This is a genomic window from Kitasatospora sp. NPDC059817 (genome assembly GCF_042731835.1).
Lineage (GTDB): Bacteria > Actinomycetota > Actinomycetes > Streptomycetales > Streptomycetaceae > Kitasatospora.
In genome coordinates this window covers 1-16,910 of the sequence record NZ_JBHWIR010000019.1, presented here as the reverse complement: position 1 = coordinate 16,910, position 16,910 = coordinate 1, and the positions used below count along the sequence as shown (strand labels likewise).

The 16,910-nt window shown below is 76.2% G+C and carries 11 protein-coding genes and 1 pseudogene; all 12 read left to right on the top strand.

Translation table 11 applies throughout. The features are described 5' to 3' along the window. The first annotated feature begins 21 nt into the window (after positions 1-21). A complete protein-coding gene (locus tag ACFV61_RS06910) occupies positions 22-1,284 on the top strand; it encodes a cation:proton antiporter (protein ID WP_380481177.1) in 1,263 nt (420 codons plus the stop codon). Further along, on the top strand, positions 1,281-1,784 hold the full coding sequence (locus ACFV61_RS06905; protein WP_380434202.1) for a flavin reductase family protein: 504 nt from the start codon (positions 1,281-1,283) through the stop codon (positions 1,782-1,784). Before ACFV61_RS06910 ends, ACFV61_RS06905 begins: the two co-directional genes overlap by 4 nt. Positions 1,785-1,838: 54 nt before the next feature. After that, on the top strand, positions 1,839-3,542 hold the full coding sequence (locus tag ACFV61_RS06900; RefSeq protein ID WP_244293483.1) for a 2-isopropylmalate synthase: 1,704 nt from the start codon (positions 1,839-1,841) through the stop codon (positions 3,540-3,542). 79 nt (positions 3,543-3,621) lie between these two features. Further along, positions 3,622-5,043 (top strand): PLP-dependent aminotransferase family protein, encoded by a 1,422-nt coding sequence (locus tag ACFV61_RS06895; RefSeq protein WP_363375465.1) that lies wholly within the window; start codon positions 3,622-3,624, stop codon positions 5,041-5,043. 102 nt (positions 5,044-5,145) lie between these two features. Next, entirely contained in the window at positions 5,146-6,168 is a 1,023-nt protein-coding gene (locus ACFV61_RS06890) for a 3-oxoacyl-ACP synthase (RefSeq protein ID WP_380481182.1), read from the top strand. Continuing rightward, positions 6,165-6,446, top strand: a complete 282-nt coding sequence (locus ACFV61_RS06885) for a phosphopantetheine-binding protein (RefSeq protein WP_079135959.1) — start codon at positions 6,165-6,167, stop codon at positions 6,444-6,446. The genes ACFV61_RS06890 and ACFV61_RS06885 overlap by 4 nt, the downstream gene beginning before the upstream one ends. Then, complete coding sequence (locus ACFV61_RS06880) at positions 6,430-7,584, top strand: acyl-CoA dehydrogenase family protein (RefSeq protein WP_380490488.1); 1,155 nt, start codon at positions 6,430-6,432, stop codon at positions 7,582-7,584. Before ACFV61_RS06885 ends, ACFV61_RS06880 begins: the two co-directional genes overlap by 17 nt. Then, positions 7,581-8,798, top strand: a complete 1,218-nt coding sequence (locus tag ACFV61_RS06875; RefSeq protein WP_380490486.1) for an HAD-IIIC family phosphatase — start codon at positions 7,581-7,583, stop codon at positions 8,796-8,798. The genes ACFV61_RS06880 and ACFV61_RS06875 overlap by 4 nt, the downstream gene beginning before the upstream one ends. 35 nt (positions 8,799-8,833) lie before the next feature. Continuing rightward, a complete protein-coding gene (locus ACFV61_RS06870; RefSeq protein WP_380338263.1) occupies positions 8,834-9,787 on the top strand; it encodes a 3-hydroxyacyl-CoA dehydrogenase family protein in 954 nt (317 codons plus the stop codon). After that, positions 9,784-11,679 carry a non-ribosomal peptide synthetase gene (locus ACFV61_RS06865; protein ID WP_380490484.1) on the top strand — a complete coding sequence of 632 codons (1,896 nt, stop codon included), beginning with the start codon at positions 9,784-9,786 and terminating at the stop codon, positions 11,677-11,679. The genes ACFV61_RS06870 and ACFV61_RS06865 overlap by 4 nt, the downstream gene beginning before the upstream one ends. Before the next feature lie 19 nt (positions 11,680-11,698). Continuing rightward, positions 11,699-16,294: a condensation domain-containing protein gene (locus ACFV61_RS06860; protein ID WP_380490482.1), complete on the top strand. Its 4,596-nt coding sequence runs from the start codon at positions 11,699-11,701 to the stop codon at positions 16,292-16,294. Further along, positions 16,291-16,910 (top strand): annotated as a pseudogene (locus ACFV61_RS06855) (hypothetical protein); the annotation flags it as partial. The gene ACFV61_RS06860 and the pseudogene ACFV61_RS06855, both read left to right, overlap by 4 nt.

Genomic DNA, 16,910 nt, shown 5'->3' with positions numbered 1-16,910 from the left:
CGCCCCGAGAAAGGAGGCACCATGGACAGTCTTCCGTACGTACCGGCCGCGGTGACGCTCGCTCTGCTCGTCCCCGTGGCACTGCTCGGACGCCGGCTGGCGAAGCTGCTGCGGCAGCCGGAGATCGTCGGCGAGATCATGGCCTGCCTCCTGCTCGGGGCGCTGCTGGCGAGCCAGTGGCACTGGAAGCCGGCCACCATGGACGGCGGGGCCGTCCTGGAGAAGGCGGGCCACCTCGGCCTCGCGCTCTTCCTGGTGGGCGCCGTCCACGAGATCCGGGCCGGCGGCAGCCGGCTGGGCGGGCGCAGCATCGCACTGACCGCCGTGGGCTCGCTGCTGCTGCCGCTCGGCTGCGGCGTCGCGTTCGCCGCGTGGGTGCTGGCCGACGGCTCCCCGGCGCTGCGCGGCGGTGCCCCGGCCGGGGTGCTGGTCCTGATGCTGGCGATCGCGCTGGCGGTCACCGCCGTCCCGGTGCTGGCCGGCATCCTGGACGACCGCGGCATGCTCAACACCGCGATCGGCCGGCTCTGCATGGCGGTCGCGGTCTCCATCGACGCCGTCACCTGGTCGCTGCTGGCGATCGCGGTCGGCCTGGCGCACGGCGGCGGGAAGATCACCCCGTACCTGGTGTTCGTCGTCGGCCTGCTGGGCGCCTGGCTGATCCGCCGGGCCGGGGCCCTGCCCGGGCCCCGGGCCTGGGCCGAGCGGATCCCGGTGGCGGTGCCGATCGGGCTGACCGCCGCCGCGGCCGTGGCCGCGGCGCTGACCACTTCGCGGCTGGGCCTCACCGATGTGCTCGGCGCCGTCCTGGTCGCCCTGGCGCTGCCGGGCGACGACGGCGCGGGCCCCTGGACCAGGGCCGCCCACACCGTCGGCGGCTGGGGCCGGATCGTGCTGCCGCTGCTGTTCACGGTGACCGGCATGGGCCTCGCCTCGGCGCCGCTCAGCGTGTTCTCCTGGCAGGCCGTCGTCCTGTCGGTGGTGCTCGCGATCTTCGGCAAGCTGGTCGGCAGCTACTACGGCGCCCGGGCGGCCGGCCGGCCCCCGGTGGAGAGCATGCGGATCGCGGTGTTCCTCAACGCCCGCGGCCTGACCGAGCTCGCCGTCCTCCAGACGGGTTACCAGGCCGGGATCCTCACCCCGGCGCTCTTCCTCGCCCTCGTCGTGATGGCCCTGTTCACGACGGTGCTCAGCGGCCCGCTGCTGTGGGTCATCGACCGGCGCACGGCGAGCGTGGACGCGCCCCGGACCGCGGAGCCGGTCCCCTACCCAGTCGAGCGGTGAATCACGTGGAACTCGTCACCTCAACCCCCTCCGACTTCCGGACCTTCATGTCCGGCTTCCCGAGCGGCGTCGCCATCGTCACCTCGCTGGACGACGCCGGCCGGCCCTGGGGCATGACCTGCTCCGCCCTGTGCAGCGTCACCGTCGAACCGCCCACCCTGCTGGTCGGCATGCGGGCGGAGAGCCCGACCCTGAAGGCCGTGCTGCGCAGTGGCCAGTTCGCGGTGAACCTGCTGCACGCCGAGGGCCGCGGCACCGCCGAACTGTTCGCCTCCGGCGACCCGGACCGGTTCGACGCCACCACCTGGCGGCTGCCCCCCGGCGCCGGCGGACCCCACCTCGTCCACGACGCCCACGCGGTGGCCGACTGCCGGGTCAGCCAGCTGGTCCCCGTCGGCGGCCAGCGGATGGTCTTCGGCGAGGTCATCCGGATCACCGAGCTCAGCGACGCGTCGCCGCTGCTCTACGGGAGGAGACAGTTCAGCTCCTGGCCCGCCTAGCAGAGCTAGCAGAGCGTCCCCACAAGACGCCCAGACCACCGTTGTGGAGGAGAGATGACCGCTCAACCCACCGACGCGGACACGCCGCAGGGCACACCCGCCCGCGACCAGGGCATCCAGCGCCACAGCGCGATGCCGGTCCGGAAGTACCAGCCGTACCAGGCGGTCGGGCTGCCCGACCGCGGCTGGCCGGGCCGCCGCGCGGAACAGGCCCCGCTGTGGTGCAGCGTCGACCTGCGGGACGGCAACCAGGCCCTGACCGACCCCATGGACATCACCCGCAAGCGGCGGATGTTCGACCTGCTGGTCGCCATGGGGTTCAAGGAGATCGAGGTCGGCTTCCCCACCTCCTCGCAGGACGACCACGCCTTCCTCCGCCACCTCGTCGACACCGGCGCGATCCCGGACGACGTCGTCGTCCAGGTCATGACGCCGATCCGCGGCGACTTCATCGAACGCACCGTCAAGGCCCTGGAGGGCGTGCCCCGCGCCGTCCTCCAGATCTTCAACCCGACCTCGGAGGTCCAGCGCCGCCTGGTCTTCCGCAAGGACCGCCGGCAGACCACCGCCATGGCGCTCGACGGGGCCGAACAGGCCCTCAAACTCCAGGACTCGATCCCCGGCACGGAGATCTACCTCCAGTACGCGCCGGAGTCCTACACCCAGACCGAGCCGGACTACGCGCTCGAACTCTGCAACGCCGTCCTCGACTTCTGGGCCCCGCGGGCCGCGCACACGCTGCGGATCAACCTGCCCTCCACCGTCGAGGTGTTCCCGCCGCAGGAGTTCGCCGACCGGATCGAGTACACCCACCGCAACCTGCTCCACCGCGAGCGCACCATCCTCAGCGTGCACCCGCACAACGACCGCGGCAGCGGCGTCGCGGCCGCCGAACTCGCCGTCCTCGCCGGGGCGGACCGGGTCGAGGGCACCCTGTTCGGCAACGGCGAGCGCTCCGGCAACGTCTGTCTGGTCACCCTGGCCATGAACCTGTTCTCCCAGGGCGTCGACCCGATGCTGGACCTGAGCGACATCGACGGCATCCGCCGCATCGTCGAGAGCTGCAACCAGATGCCCGTCCCCGCCCGCCACCCGTGGGCCGGCGACTTCGTCTACACCTCCTTCGCCGGCTCCCACCAGGACGCCATCGCCAAGGGCCTGCGCGCCCGCGAGGAGTCCGGGCAGGAGGTCTGGGACGTGCCGTACCTGCCGATCGACCCGCGCGACATCGGCCGCGACTACCAGGCGCTGATCCGGATCAACACCCAGTCCGGCAAGGGCGGCATCGCCCACCTGCTGCGCACCGAGTACGGCATCGAGCTGCCGCGCCGCCTCCAGATCGACTTCGCCGCCGAGATGCAGGCGGTCTGCGAGGAGATCGGCGGCGAGATCACCGGCGACCAGCTGTGGGAACACTTCGTCGAGCGGTACGTGGCGCTGGGCACCGAGACCGTGCCCGGCCTGCCGGAGCCGGAGCCGCTGGCGGCGGAGCCCGGCGACACCCGCTGGAGCGGGGCCACCGCCGAGGCGGTGGCCGGCTACGGGCTCGACGCCGTCATCCAGGGCCTCGTCGTGGAGCGGGCCGGCGCACCGCTGAACGCGGTCACCGCCGCCTTCGAGATCGTCGTGGACTCCCACTCCTACTGGGGGGTCGGCATCGCCCAGGAGGAGGGCGAGGCCGTCGGCCGGGCCGTCCGGGTCGCGTGCCTGCGGGCGCTGCTGGACACCGAGCGGGCCGGTCTGTCCGAGGCCCGCTAGGGCCGGCGGGCCGGGCAGGGCTTAACAGGTCCGCAGGGCTCAACAGGGCCGCCGTGGGCGGGGGAGGGAGGAGCCAAACATGCCCTGGAACACCTTGATCGACGTGGCACGGGAGGACGTGCTCCCGCTGACCGCCCAGATCCGGGACGGCATCAAGCGGGAGATCGCCGAGGGGGCGCTGCACCCCGGCACCCGGCTGCCGTCGAGCCGTCAGCTCGCCGAGGACCTCCGGGTGTCCCGCAGCGTCGTCGTCGAGGCCTACGGGCAACTCGTCGCCGGCGGCTACCTGGAGGCCACCCGGGGATCGGGCACCCGGGTCGCCACCCACCTGGACCGGGGCACCCGGATGCCGACCCTGCTCAGCGACGCCCGCCCCGCCCCGGTGATCCGCTGGGACCTGCGGGCCGGCGGCGCCGACGCCTCCGCCTTCCCCCAGCGCGAGTGGCTGGCCGCCTACCAGCGGGCCGCGCGCCGGCTCGGCCCGCGCGACCTCGGGTACCCGCCGGTGTCCGGCGTCCCGGCGCTGCGTGCCGAACTCGCCCGCTACCTCGGGCGGGCGCGCGGCGTGCACACCACCCCCGAGCACGTCATGGTGGTCTCCGGGTTCGCCCAGACGCTCGGCCTGGTCTGCGCCACGCTGCCCCGCACCGGCCTCGGCGCGCTCGCCGTCGAGGACCCGTGCCACCCGCAGCAGCGCCAGTTCATCGTCGAGTCGGGCCTGGACTGCCCGTCCGTCCCGGTCGACGAGCACGGCATCGACGTGGCAGCGCTGGCCCGCACCGGCGCCCGCGCGGTGCTGGTCACCCCCGCCCACCAGTTCCCCACCGGCGCCGTGCTCAGCGCGGAGCGGCGGGCCGCCCTGGTCCGCTGGGCGGAGGACGTGGACGGCTGGATCATCGAGGACGACTACGACGGCGACCTCTGGCTGGACCACGGCCGCCGGCCCACCGCGCTGCAACGGCTGTCCCCCTCCCGGGTGCTCTACGCGGGCACCGCGAGCAAGTCGCTGGCCTCCGGGATGCGGCTGGGCTGGCTGGTCGCCCCGCCCCGGCTGCGCCGCCGCCTGGAGGAGGTCCGCTCCCAACGGGACCTCGGCTGCGACGTGTTCACCCAGCACGCGTTCGCCGAACTGCTGGACGGCGGCGAACTCGACCGGCACCTGCGGCGCCAGCGCGAACGGCTGCGGGCCCGCCGCGAGGTCTTCCACGAGGCCGTGCGGCGCCGGCTGCCCGGGGCCCGGATCGTGGGCGCCTTCGCCGGCCTGCACGCCTACGTCCAGCTCCCGCACCGGGTGGACGAGGCGGCGCTGGTCGCCCGGGCGCTGCGCCGCTCGGTGCTGGTGCGCGGCGGCCGCTCGTACCACCACCGGTCCTGGCAGTCCGGGCCGGCCCTGGTGGTGGGGTACGCCGGGGTGCCCCGCAGCGGCGTCGCCGAGGCGGTGCGGGAACTGGGGGAGGCCTACGCCGAGTCGGCGGCGGACGGCTGCCTGCGCAGTGCCTGAGCCGCGCCCCGGCTTTGCCCGGAATGCGGCCGGGGCGGCACCGAGAGACGGCCGGACGCCCGGACGGACAGCGGACAGACAGCGGAGAGTCGAGGACACGGCATGGTGACGACGAGGACGGGTGGCGCCCCCGCGCCGCTCGCGGTGCGCGAGGCGGCCTGGCACCTGCCGGAGCAGCGGGTGCCGGTCGGTGAGCTGCCCGAACTGGCGGGCCTGGACGGCGAGCGCAGAACCACGCTGGCCGGCCTGGGCATCGACACCGTGGCCGTCGACCGCGAGCTCGGCCCGACCGGGCTGGCCGAGCGGGCGGCCCGCAGCGCGCTGGCCGGCGCCGGGCTCGCCGCCCAGGACCTGGACGCCCTGATCGTCGTCGACTCCCGGGCCCCCGAGACCCTGCTCAGCTCCGAGGCGACCAGGCTCCAGGCCCGGCTCGGCGCCGACCGGGCCGTCACCTTCGGCGTCGGCGGCCTCGGCTGCGTCTCGCTCGGCCCGGCCCTGCTCGCCGCCCGCGGACTGCTCGCCGCCGACCCCGACGTCCGGCACGTCCTGGTCGCCCACGCCTCCACCCCGGCCACCCCCGGCCGCTACCGGCACCCCGTCACCGTCAACGGGGACGCCGGGCAGGCCCTGCTGCTCGCCCGCACCGGCCCGGTGCGGGTGCTCGACCTGGTCCAGGAGACCAACGGCGCGTACTGGGACCTCTTCCGGGTGGACTACCGGGACCGCCCCTGGGAGAGCTGGCAGGAGGAGTGCCGGGACCTGCCCGGCTACTCCTTCCGGCTCGCGGTGGAGACCAGGAACCGGCTCACCGCGCTCCTGGAGCGGCTGCTCAAGCGGCACGGCCTCGACCGCGCCGACGTCGCCGGCTACGCCAGCCAGAACCTCTCGGCGGGCGGACTGCGCTTCCTGGCGGAGTCGCTGGGCGTCGACCTCCTGCCGGAGTGCCGGGAGAACCTGGCCCGGTACGGCCACCTGGGGCCGAACGACGTCTTCCTCAACCTCTGGACGGCGCTGGCGAACGGGCGGCTGGCCGAGGGAGACCGGGTCGTCCTGGTCAACGTCAGCCCGGTGGCGGCCTGGAACCTGCTGCTGGTGGAAATCGGACCCTGGGAGAGCACCGCGTGACCGACACGGCAATCGAGATACGGGAGTTCCTGACCGTCGCACTGCGCCGGCCGGTGGCGCCGGACGAGGACTACTTCGCACTGGGGCTCGCGGACTCGCTGTTCGCGCTGGAGCTGGTGGTCTTCGTCGAGGAGCGGTTCGACATCCGGATCGAGGTGGACGACCTCGACCTGGACTCCTTCCGCACCGCCGAGCGGATCGCCGCGCTGGTCGAGCGCAAGCGGGCCGGCCTGGGCACGGGCGAGGAGACGGGGGCCGGCTGTGCCGCCCACGGCTAGCGAGACCAGGCCGTCCACTGCGGGGGCTTCGGCGGTCGACGCTGCCGCCGACCTGGCTGCCGCCGTCCGCGACGAGGCCGCCCGCTGGGACGAGCAGGGCGCGCTGCCCGACGAGGCCGTCCGCGCGGTGGCCGCCGCCGGGCTGCTCGGCCTCGACCTGCCCGCCCGCCACGGCGGCGCCGGCGCCACCCCGGCCCAGCTGGGCGAGGCCGTCGCGCACCTGGGCGGCGTCTGCGGCGCCCTGCGCGCGCTGCTCACCGTCCAGGGCATGACGGCCGCGGCGCTGCTGCGCTGGGGCGGCGAGGAGCAGCGCGCGCGGTGGCTGCCCGCACTGGCCTCCGGCGAACGCCTCGCCGGCTTCGCCGCCACCGAACGGGAGGCCGGCAGCGCGCTCGCCGAGGTCGGCACGCGGATCGAGGACGACGGCGAACGGCTGGTCGTCACCGGCGCCAAGCGCTGGGTGACCTTCGGGCAGAGCGCCGACGTGTTCCTGGTGCTGGGGCGCACCGACGCCGGCCCGACGGCCGTCCTGGTGGAGGCCGACCGGCCCGGGATCGTCCGCGAGCCCGTCAGCGGCCAACTCGGCCTGCGCGCCGCGCGGATCGCCCACCTCACCTTCGACCGGGTGCGGGTGCCCCGGGAGAACCTGGTGGCGCCGCCCGGGCTGGGCCTGACCCACACCGCCGCCGTGGCGCTGGACCACGGCCGGTTCACGGTGGCCTGGGGCTGCGTCGGCATGGCGGAGGCCTGCCTGGCCGACGCCGCCGAGCACGCCGCGCACCGGGTCCAGGGCGGCGTGCCGCTGGCCGGGCACCAGCTGGTGCGCTCGCTGCTCGCCCGCTCCGCCGTCGACACGGCGGCCGCCCGGGCGCTGGCCGAGCGGGCCGCCGAGGCCCGGGCCGGCTCGCCGCTGGGCGCCGCCACCGAGACCGTGGTCGCCAAGTACGCGGCGGCCGGGGCCGCGAAGGCGGTCGCCGACCGGGCCGTCCAGATCCTCGGCTCGGCGGGCTGCGAGCCCGGCGTCCGGGCCGGCCGGTTCTACCGGGACGCCAAGGTGATGGAGATCATCGAGGGCAGCCCGCAGGTCGCCGAACTGCACATCGCCGACCGCCTGTTGCGCCAGGGGGTGCGCCGATGACCGGGGCTCAACCGGGGCCGCAGCGGAGTGGGGCGGAGCAGAGCAGGCCGCAGCAGAGCGGGGCGGAGCAGAGTAGGGCGGAGCCGAGCAGGGCGGAGCCGACCGTCAAGGTCCTGGTCTGGGACCTCGACGACACCCTCTGGGACGGCACCGTGCTGGAGGGCGACGACCCGGCGCCGTTCCCCGCCGCGACCGCCGCCCTGCGGGCGCTGGACGAGCGCGGCGTCCTGCACGCCGTCGCCAGCCGGAGCGACCGGGCCGTCGCCACCGCACACCTGGAACGGCTCGGGCTGCACGAGCTGTTCACCGTGCTGGAGATCGGCTGGGGGCCCAAGTCGGGCGCGGTGCGCCGGATCGCCGAGGCCATCGGCATCGGGCTGGACACCGTGGCCTTCGTCGACAACGACCCGGTCGAGCGCGCCGAGGTGGCCGCCGCCCACCCCGTGGTGCGCTGCTACCCGGCCGAGCAGGTCGCCGCGCTGGCCGAACTGCCGGAGTTCCGGCCCGAGTTCGTCACCGCCGACGCCCGCGAACGCCGGCTGCGCTACCGCGGCGAGGCGCTCCGCACCCAGGCCCGGGAGGATCACCAGGGCACCCCCGAGGAGTTCCTCGCCTCCCTGGGACTGGAGTTGACGATCCGTCAAGCCGGTCCGGACGACCTCGCCCGCGCCCACGAGCTCACCGTCCGCACCCACCAGCTCAACACCACCGGCCGGACCTACGGCCTGACGGAGCTGCGCGCCCTGTGCGACTCGCCCGACCACCGGGTGCTGGTCGCCGAACTGACCGACCGGTTCGGCGACTACGGCACCATCGGCCTCGCGCTGAGCGAGCGGACCGGGCACCGGGAGGGCGACGGCCCGGCCGGGCCGGCCGAGGTGCTGCGGCTGCTCCTGCTGTCCTGCCGGGTGATGTCCCGGGGCATCGGGCCGGCGCTGATCGGGCACGTCGTGCGCGCGGCGCTCGCCGAAGGGCGCCGCCCGCTGGCCGAGTTCGTGCCCACCGACGTCAACCGGGTGATGCTGGTGAACCTCCGGTTCGCCGGGTTCACCGTGGTGGGCCGGGAGGGGGAGGGGCGGCTGCTGCTCGGTTACCCGCCCGCCGCTCCGCCGCCCTCGCCGCCGGGCCACCTGCGGCTGATCACCCCCGAGGCCCCCGAGGCGCCCGAGGCCCCTGTCGCCCTTGAGGCCCCCGAGGCCCGGAACCGGCCGTGACCGGGCCGCAATCCGTCGTGACCAGGAAGGACACCGTGCACCCGCAAGACACCCAGAACCGCGAGGCAGGCGAGGCCCGGGCGGCCCGCACCGACCGGATCCCGGTCGGGATCGTCGGCGCCGGCACGATGGGCACCGCCGTCGCCCAGGTCTTCGCCGCGGCCGGGCACCCCGTGGTGGTGGTCGACCGGCAGCGGGCCGCCCTCGACGCCGGCCCCGGCCGGCTGCGGGACGGCCTGCGCGCCGCGCGGCTGCTCGGCCGCCGCCCGGCCCCCGGTGAGGCTGGTGCCGGGGCCCCTGGCGAGGCCCGCCCATCGGCGGCGGAGACCGTCGAACTGGTCGACTGGACGGACGAGTTCGGGCGGCTGGCGGCGGCCGGCTTCGTGGTGGAGTGCGCCTCCGAGCGGCTGGCCGTCAAGGAGCAGGTGCTCCGGGAGCTCGACCGGGTCTGCGCCCCCGCCGCGGTGTTCGCCTCCTGCACCTCGGCGATCCCGGTCGAGCGGCTCGCCTCCTACACCGACCGGGCCGACCGGGTGCTCGCCACGCACTTCATGAACCCCGCGTACCTCAAGGAGACGGTCGAGGTGGTGCGGGGCCCGGCCACCACCGCCCGGACGCTGGAGACCACCCTCGCCCTGCTCGCCGGGGTCGGCCGCCGCGCCCACGTCGTCCGCGACTCGCCGGGCTTCGTCTCCAACCGGGTGCTGATGCCGATGGTCAACGACGCGGCCGCCCGGGTGCAGGAGGGCGTGGCCGACGCGGAGACCGTCGACCTGATCTTCCAGGAGTGCTTCGGCCACGCCATGGGCCCGCTGCGCACGGCGGACCTGATCGGGCTCGACACCATCGTCGACACCCTCGACGTCCTGCTGGAGACCACCGGCGACGAACGGTTCCGGCCCTGCGACCTGCTGCTCGACCTGGTGCGGCGCGGACACTTCGGCCGCAAGACCGGGCTGGGCTTCCACGCCTACGGGACCCGCCCGTGACCGCCGGCCGTCCGGCCACCGACGTGCTCGACCTGATCCGGGAACGGTTCCGCGCGCTGCCCGACCGGACCGCCGTGGCGGTCGGCGAGCAGAGCCTGACGTATCGTCAACTCGACATCGAAACCAAGGCGTTGGCCGATCGACTGGCCGCCGTCGGGGTCGCCCCCGGCCGGCTCGTCCTGATCCACCGCCGCCAGGGCGTGCGCACCGTCGTCGGCATGCTGGCCGCGCTGCGGCTGGGCGCCGCCTGGTGCGTCCTGGAACCCGATCGCCCCGCCGCGATGGTGCGCGCCCTGCTGCGCGACAGCGGCTGCGCCGTCCTGGTGTACGACGACGGCGACCCGGCCACCCCGCCCGCCGCCGTGCGGGAGCTGACGGCCGGCTGCGGGCAGCCCGTCACGGCGGTGGTCGAGAGCGGACCGGCCCCTGCTCCGGCCGTGGCCGCCGGCCGGTCGGACGCCGTGGTGCCCCCGACCGCACCGGCCTACGCCGTCACCACCTCCGGGACCACCGGGGAGCCCAAGGCCGTCCTGGTCTCCCGCGGCGCGCTCGCCCACCTGGTCGCCTCCCGCGCCGAGGACCCCGCCGCGACCACCTTCACCGCCTCCCGGCTCTCCTGGGACGCGCCGCTGCTGATGCTGTTCCACACGCTCTGCGGCGGCGGCACGGCGGTGCTGCCCGACGAACGGGCCCTGCCCGACCCGGAGGCCGCCGCCGCGCTGATCCGCCGCCACCGGGTCGAGGTGGCGGTCGGCCCGCCCTCGTTCCACCTGCTGGTGCTGCCCCACCTGGCCGGCGCCGACGTCCACCTGCGGCAGTGGATCGTCGGCGGGGAGGCGCTGTCGGCCGCGCAGGCCGAGCGGCACCGGGCCGTCCTGCCCGGCACCCGGCTGGTCAACGAGTACGGCGCCACCGAGACCACCGTCACCGTGCTCGCCCAGCCGGTCACGCCCGCGCCGCTCGACCCCGTCCCGATCGGGCGGTCCACCCCGGGCAACCGGATCCACCTGCTGGACGAGCGGCTCGCCCCGGTCGGGCCCGGGCGAACCGGCGAGCTGTACGTGGCCGGGCCGCAGGTCGCCGAGGGCTACGCCGGCCGCCCGGCCGACACCGCGCTGCGCTTCCTCCCCGACCCCTTCGCCACCACCCCCGGCGCCCGGATGTACCGCACCGGGGACCTCGCCTCCGCCGACCCCACCGGGGCGCTGGTGTTCCGCGGCCGGGCTGACGGGCAGCTCAAGGTGCGCGGCGTCCGGGTCGAACGCGAGGCCGTCGAAGCGGCGCTGGAGCGCCACCCCGCCGTCCGGCAGGCCGCCGTCCTCGCCGTGACCGGCCCCGACGGCGCCACCGCGCTGGCCGCGTGCTGGCTCCCCGCCGACCCCGCCGCCCCCGCGCCGGACACCGCCGAACTGCTGGCGCACTGCACCGCCCTGCTCGGCGGCCAGGCCCGGCCGGAGCGCTTCGTCCGGGTGGCCGGCTTCCCGCTCGCGCCGTCCGGCAAGACCGACCTCCAGGCGCTGCGCGCCCTGCTCGCCGAAGACCCCGGCGAGCCCGGCGGACGTGACGAGCCCGCCGAGGCGGACGGGGCCCCGCAGCTCGTGACGCGCTACTGGACCGAGGTCCTCGGGCACGGCGACTTCGGACCGGACGACGACTTCTTCGCCGTCGGCGGCAACTCGCACCGGATCGTCGAACTCCACCTGCGCCTCGAAGGCCGCTGGCCCGGCGCCGTCCGCGTCGGCCGGCTCTTCGACCTGCGCACCGTCGCCGAGCAGGCAGCGGCCGTCGCCCCGGAGGCCGTCGCCCCGGAGGCCGCCACCCCGGAGCCCGTCGCCCCGGCGGCCGGAGCGCCCACGGGCGGCGCCCGGCCCGACGCCGCGTACGAAGTCTGACGAACGGGAGAGAGCAGCAGTGACCAGGACCCCAGCGACGGCCCCCGCCGACACCGACATCGCCGTCGTCGGCATCGGCGCCCGCTTCCCCGACGCCGACGACCTGGCGGCCTTCCGGGCCAACCTCGCCGCCGGCCGGGACTCCGTCGGGGGCATGCCCGCCGCCCGGGCCGCTGCCACCGGGCTCGACCCGGACGCGGGCTACCTGCCGATGGGCCACCTCGCCGACGTCCACACCTTCGACCACGCCTTCTTCGGCCTCTCCCGGCGCGAGGCCGCCCTGATGGACCCCCAGCAGCGGATCGCGCTGGTCCTCGCCCACCAGGCTGTCGAGGACGCCGGCCACGCCGCGAGCGCCCTGCGCGGACGCCAGGTCGCCGTGGTGCTCAGCGCCGCCGCCTCCGGCTACCTCGGCGCCGCCACCGAGCCCGGCCCGCTCAGCGCCCTCGGCAACGTGCCCTTCGCGCTGCCCGCCCGGATCGCTCACGTGCTCGGCTTCGAAGGCCCCTGCTACGCCGTCGACACCGGCTGCAACGGCTCGCTCGTCGCCGTCCACCAGGCCTGCCGCGAACTGCGCGACGGCGAGGCCGAGTACGCGCTCGCCGGCGGATTCAGCCTGCGCCCCGGCGGCCTGCCCGCCCGGCAGACCGAGGGCATGACCGAACTCGTCTCCCCGAGCGGCCGCTGCCGGGCCTTCGACGCCGACGCCGACGGCACCGCCAGCGGCGAGGGCGGCGCCGTCCTGCTGCTCACCACCCTCGGCCGGGCCCGCGCCGACGGCACGCCCGTCCACGCGGTGATCCGCGGCAGCGCCGTCCGGCACAACGGCCGGGCGGCCGCCACCATCAGCACCCCGAGCGCACCCGCGCACGCGGCGGTGATCGGCGCGGCCTGGCGCGCCGCCGGGCTCGACCCCGCCCTGGCCGGCTACCTGGAGGCGCACGGCTCCGGCACCCGGCTCGGCGACGCCGTCGAACTGGAGGGCCTGGCCCAGGTGTTCGGGCCGCGCGGGTTCGGGGCGCGGGGCCGGCGGCTGCCGATCGGCTCGGTGAAGACCAACGTCGGCCACCTCGACCACGCGGCCGGGATCGCCGGCCTGGTCAAGGCCGTCCTCGCGGTCGGCCACGGCGAGCTGTACCCGTCCCTGCACTTCCGCCGGCCCGTCGACGAGGCCGCCCTCGAACCCGTCGAGGTGGTCACCGCGCTGCGCCCCTGGGAGGGCGAGGAGCGGATCGCCGGCGTCAGCTCGTACAGCCTCGGCGGCATCAACGCCCACTGCGTGGTCCAGCGGCCGCCCGTGCCGCCGCGCGGCGACCGGTCGGGCACCCCCCGGCTCGTCGGCGTCTCCGCGCGCAGCCGCACCGCGCTCGCCCGGCTCTGCGCCGACCTCGGCGCCGCGTTGACCGGCCCGGCCGCCCGCGACACCGACCTCGACGACGTCGCCCTCACCCTCAACTCCGGGCGCACCCACTACGGGCACCGGGCGGCGGTGTGGGCCCGCGACACCGCCGGGCTCGGCCGGGCCCTGCTCGAACGGGCGGCCCGGCTCGACGCCTCGCCGCCGGTCGGCGGCGCCCCGCGCGGCGCCCGGACCAGGCCGCCCGCCGTCTGCCTGCTGCTCTCCCCGGACGCCGCGCCCGACGCCCCCGGCCCGGCGGAACTGCCCGACGCGCTGCCCGCCACCGGCCCGGCGGCCCGGCTGCTCGCGGGCCAACTCGCCCTCCACCGCGAGCTGTCGCGCTGCGGCGTGCCCGTGGAGACCGTGCTGAGCAGCGGCGTCTCCCGGTACGCCGCCCGGTACCTGCTCGGCACCCTCACCGCCGAGGACACCCGCGAACTCGCCACCGCCACCGCCACCGGTGCCGAGGCCGCGCCGCCCGACCGGGACCGGCTCGTCGCGGCGGCCGAACGGCTCGCCGCCGCCGGACCGGTGGTGTTCCTCGACCCCGGCCCCGGCGGCGTCCTCGGCCGGCTGCTCGCCGAGCGGTTCGGCCCGGAGGGGCAGGACGGCGCCCGGCTGGTCACGGCCGCCGGTGACGGCGACGGAGGCTTTGCCGCGCTGCTCGGCCGGCTGTACGAATGCGGCCTGGACCTGGACTGGACGGCGCTCGGCCCCGAGCCCGGCACCGCCCGGCGGCTGCGCCTGCCCGGACACCCGCTGGCCGCCACCCCGTGCTGGATCCGGCCCGCACCGGCGGCCCCCGCCCTGCCCGTCGCATCCGTGGTGCCCGTCGCGTCCGTCGCGTCCGTCGCGCCCGCCGTCGAGCGCACCGGGACCGGCCCCGCCGAGGACCCCGAACGCTGGCTCGCCGAAGTCCTCGGAGAACTCCTGCACAGCGAGCAGCCGCCCGGCCCGGAGGCCGACTACTTCGAACTCGGCGGCAACTCGATCATCGCCCTCCAGCTCGCCGACCGGATCCAGACCCGCTTCGGCTTCCGCCCCCGGCTGCTCGACGTCTACGAACACCCCGCCGTCGGCGCGTTCGCCGACCTCATCCGCCGCCGGGCCGGCGCCCCCGCGGCCCCCGCCCTGCCGCCGATCACCCCCCGCGACACGCCGCCCGTCACCTCCTTCGGCCAGGACCGGATCTGGTTCCACCACCAGCTCGACCCCGACACCACGCTCTACAACCTCCCGATGGTCAGCCTGATCAGCGGCCCGCTCGACGTCGACGCCGTCCGCGGCATGTGGCACGACCTGATGCTGCGCCACGAGGTGCTGCGCTCCAACTTCGCCGAGGAGGACGACGAGCCGGTGCTGCGCATCAGCCCGGAGCCCGGCGACTTCTTCACCCTCCGGGACGTCTGCGCCGAGCCGGACCCGCTCGCCGCCGCCCGCGAACTCGTCCGGCAGGCCGCCGAGCACCGCTTCGACCTCGCCCACGACCCCCTGGTGCGGGTGCTCGTGGTCCGCACGGCCCCCGAGCAGCACGTGCTCCAGGTGACCATGCACCACGCCGTCAACGACGGCGCCTCACCGCGGATCTTCGAACGCGAGCTGCCCGAGCTGTACGCCGCCCGCCGCGAGGGCCGCCCGCACCGGCTCGCGCCGCTGCCCGTCCAGTTCGCCGACTACGCGGCCTGGCAGCGCGAACTGGTGGCCGGCTCGGCCCTGGACGGCGAACTCGCCTATTGGTGCGAGACCCTGCGGGACGCGCCGGTGCTGCGGCTGCCCACCGACCACCCGCGCCCGGCCCGCAAGGACCACGCGGGCGACCTCGCGGTGTTCACCGTGGACGCCGCCCTGATGCGGGAGCTGCGGCGGCTCGCGGCCGACCGCTCCATCACCCTCTTCGTGGTCCTGCTCGCCGGCCTCTACCTGCTGCTGGCCCGCCGCAGCGAGCAGGACGACCTGGTCGTCGGCATCCCGACCACCGGGCGCAACCGGCCCGAACTCGAAGGCCTGATCGGCTTCTTCAACAGCACCGTGGCACTGCGCGCCGACCTGTCCGGCGCCCCGTCGGTGACCGCCTTCCTGCACCGGGTGCGCGCCGTGGTGCTGGAGTCCCTGGAGCACCAGGAGATCCCCTTCGACCGGGTCGTCCAGGCGCTGACGGACGAGCGCGATCCGGGCCGGAGCCCGCTGTTCGACGTGTTCTACGTGCACCAGGAGCTGCCGCCGATCCAGCAGATCGAGGGCACCTCGACCGGGTACTTCGACATCGGCCACAGCGCCGGCAACCTGTTCGGCGGCCTGCCGGCGGGCACCGCCAAGTTCGACCTCACCCTGATCACCTCCGACCGGGTCGGCGACGACGCCATGACCGCCTGCCTGGAGTTCAGCACCCAGCTGTTCACGGGGGCGACGGCGGCCGCGTTCGTCGAGGAGTACACGGAGCTGCTCCGTGAACTCGCCTCAGCCGACGGCGAGTTGCCGATCTCCCGGCTGTGGGCCGGGGCGCCGGTTCCCGCCTCCTCCGACGCGGCGCTGCCAGCCGCTCTGTCCGGGCCCGTCCGGCTCGACGTCCCCACCGACCGCCCCCGCCCGGGCCGCCCCGACTACACCGAGCGCAGCGTCACCGTCCCGGTCGACGAGTCGCTGCGCGGCGCCATCGCCCGGTTCGGCCCGCACCCCGACCGGGTGCTGCGGGCCGGCTGGCTGGTGCTGCTCTCGTGGATCGCCGGCCAGGACGAGGTGGCGGTCGGCCTGCCCGGCGGCGCCCTGCTGCGGGCCGACCTCGCCGACGAGCCCGCCTTCACCGACCTGCTCGGGCGCACCACCCCCGACGGGACGGTCGGCCCCGGAGCCGAGCCCCCGGTCCGCTCCCGGGGCGACGGCGGAGGCCACGGCGTCGGTCACGGCGCCGCCCCGGGCGGGGCCGAACTCGACCTGGGGTGGCGGGCGGAGAGCGGCGCCGTCCCCACGGCGCTGACCGTGCACTACGCCCCCGAACTCTTCGACCCGCCGACCGCGACCGGCTTCGCCACCGGCCTGCGCGAGCTGCTGCGCGGCCTGCTCGCCGAGCCCGATCGCCCGGTCCACGACGTGGCGGCCGACTACGCCGACTACGCGGACCAGGCCGACGGTGCGGACCACGCCGACCACGCCGACCACGGCGACGCGCCCGAGACCGTGACCCCGCACCCCGACGACGACACCGTGAGGGCCCTGTGAGCAGCTCCACCGCCACCCCGCTCGACGCCGCCCGGCGTGCCGTCCTGCGGGACACCCCGCTCCTTCCCGCCGACTGCGTGGCGCGCCTGGTCCGCTTCGAGGGCCCGGTCGGGCTGGACCGGCTGCGCCGCGCCGTGGCCCGGGCCCTGGCCGAACGCCCGGACCTGCACACCGGCTACCGCGCCGCCGCCGGGGGCGGCCCCGGCCTGCTCCGCCCGGCCGACCCGGCCCAGCCGCCCGCCGTCGCGGTGATCGACCTCGACCCGGAGGAACTGGACGGCTGGCTCGCCGCCGAGCTCGTCCGCCCGCTCGACCTGCTCGGCGGGCCGCTGCTGCGCCATGTGCTGATCCGCCGATCCGACGGCGGGCTCAGCTGGTTCCAGCGCCACCACCGGCTGGTCGACGACGACGCCGGGCTGGCCGCGCTCGTCCGCCGGGCCGGCGAGCTGTACGCCGAGGACGCCGCGGATGTCGCGACGGCCCCGGCCTCCACCGGCACCTCCGTTTCCACCCCGGACCCGGACCCGGACGCCGACCGGCCCGCCGACCGGGCGTACTGGCGGGAGGTCCTGGGGACCGCCGGCCCCGAGCCCGCCGCCGCCCGCCCGGCCGGGGC

Coding starts and splice junctions, on each gene's coding strand:
- ACFV61_RS06890 (WP_380481182.1), top strand. CDS start 5,146: ATGGTGACGACGAGGACGGGTGGCGCCCCCGCGCCGCTCGCGGTGCGC.
- ACFV61_RS06900 (WP_244293483.1), top strand. CDS start 1,839: ATGACCGCTCAACCCACCGACGCGGACACGCCGCAGGGCACACCCGCC.
- ACFV61_RS06875 (WP_380490486.1), top strand. CDS start 7,581: ATGACCGGGGCTCAACCGGGGCCGCAGCGGAGTGGGGCGGAGCAGAGC.
- ACFV61_RS06895 (WP_363375465.1), top strand. CDS start 3,622: ATGCCCTGGAACACCTTGATCGACGTGGCACGGGAGGACGTGCTCCCG.
- ACFV61_RS06910 (WP_380481177.1), top strand. CDS start 22: ATGGACAGTCTTCCGTACGTACCGGCCGCGGTGACGCTCGCTCTGCTC.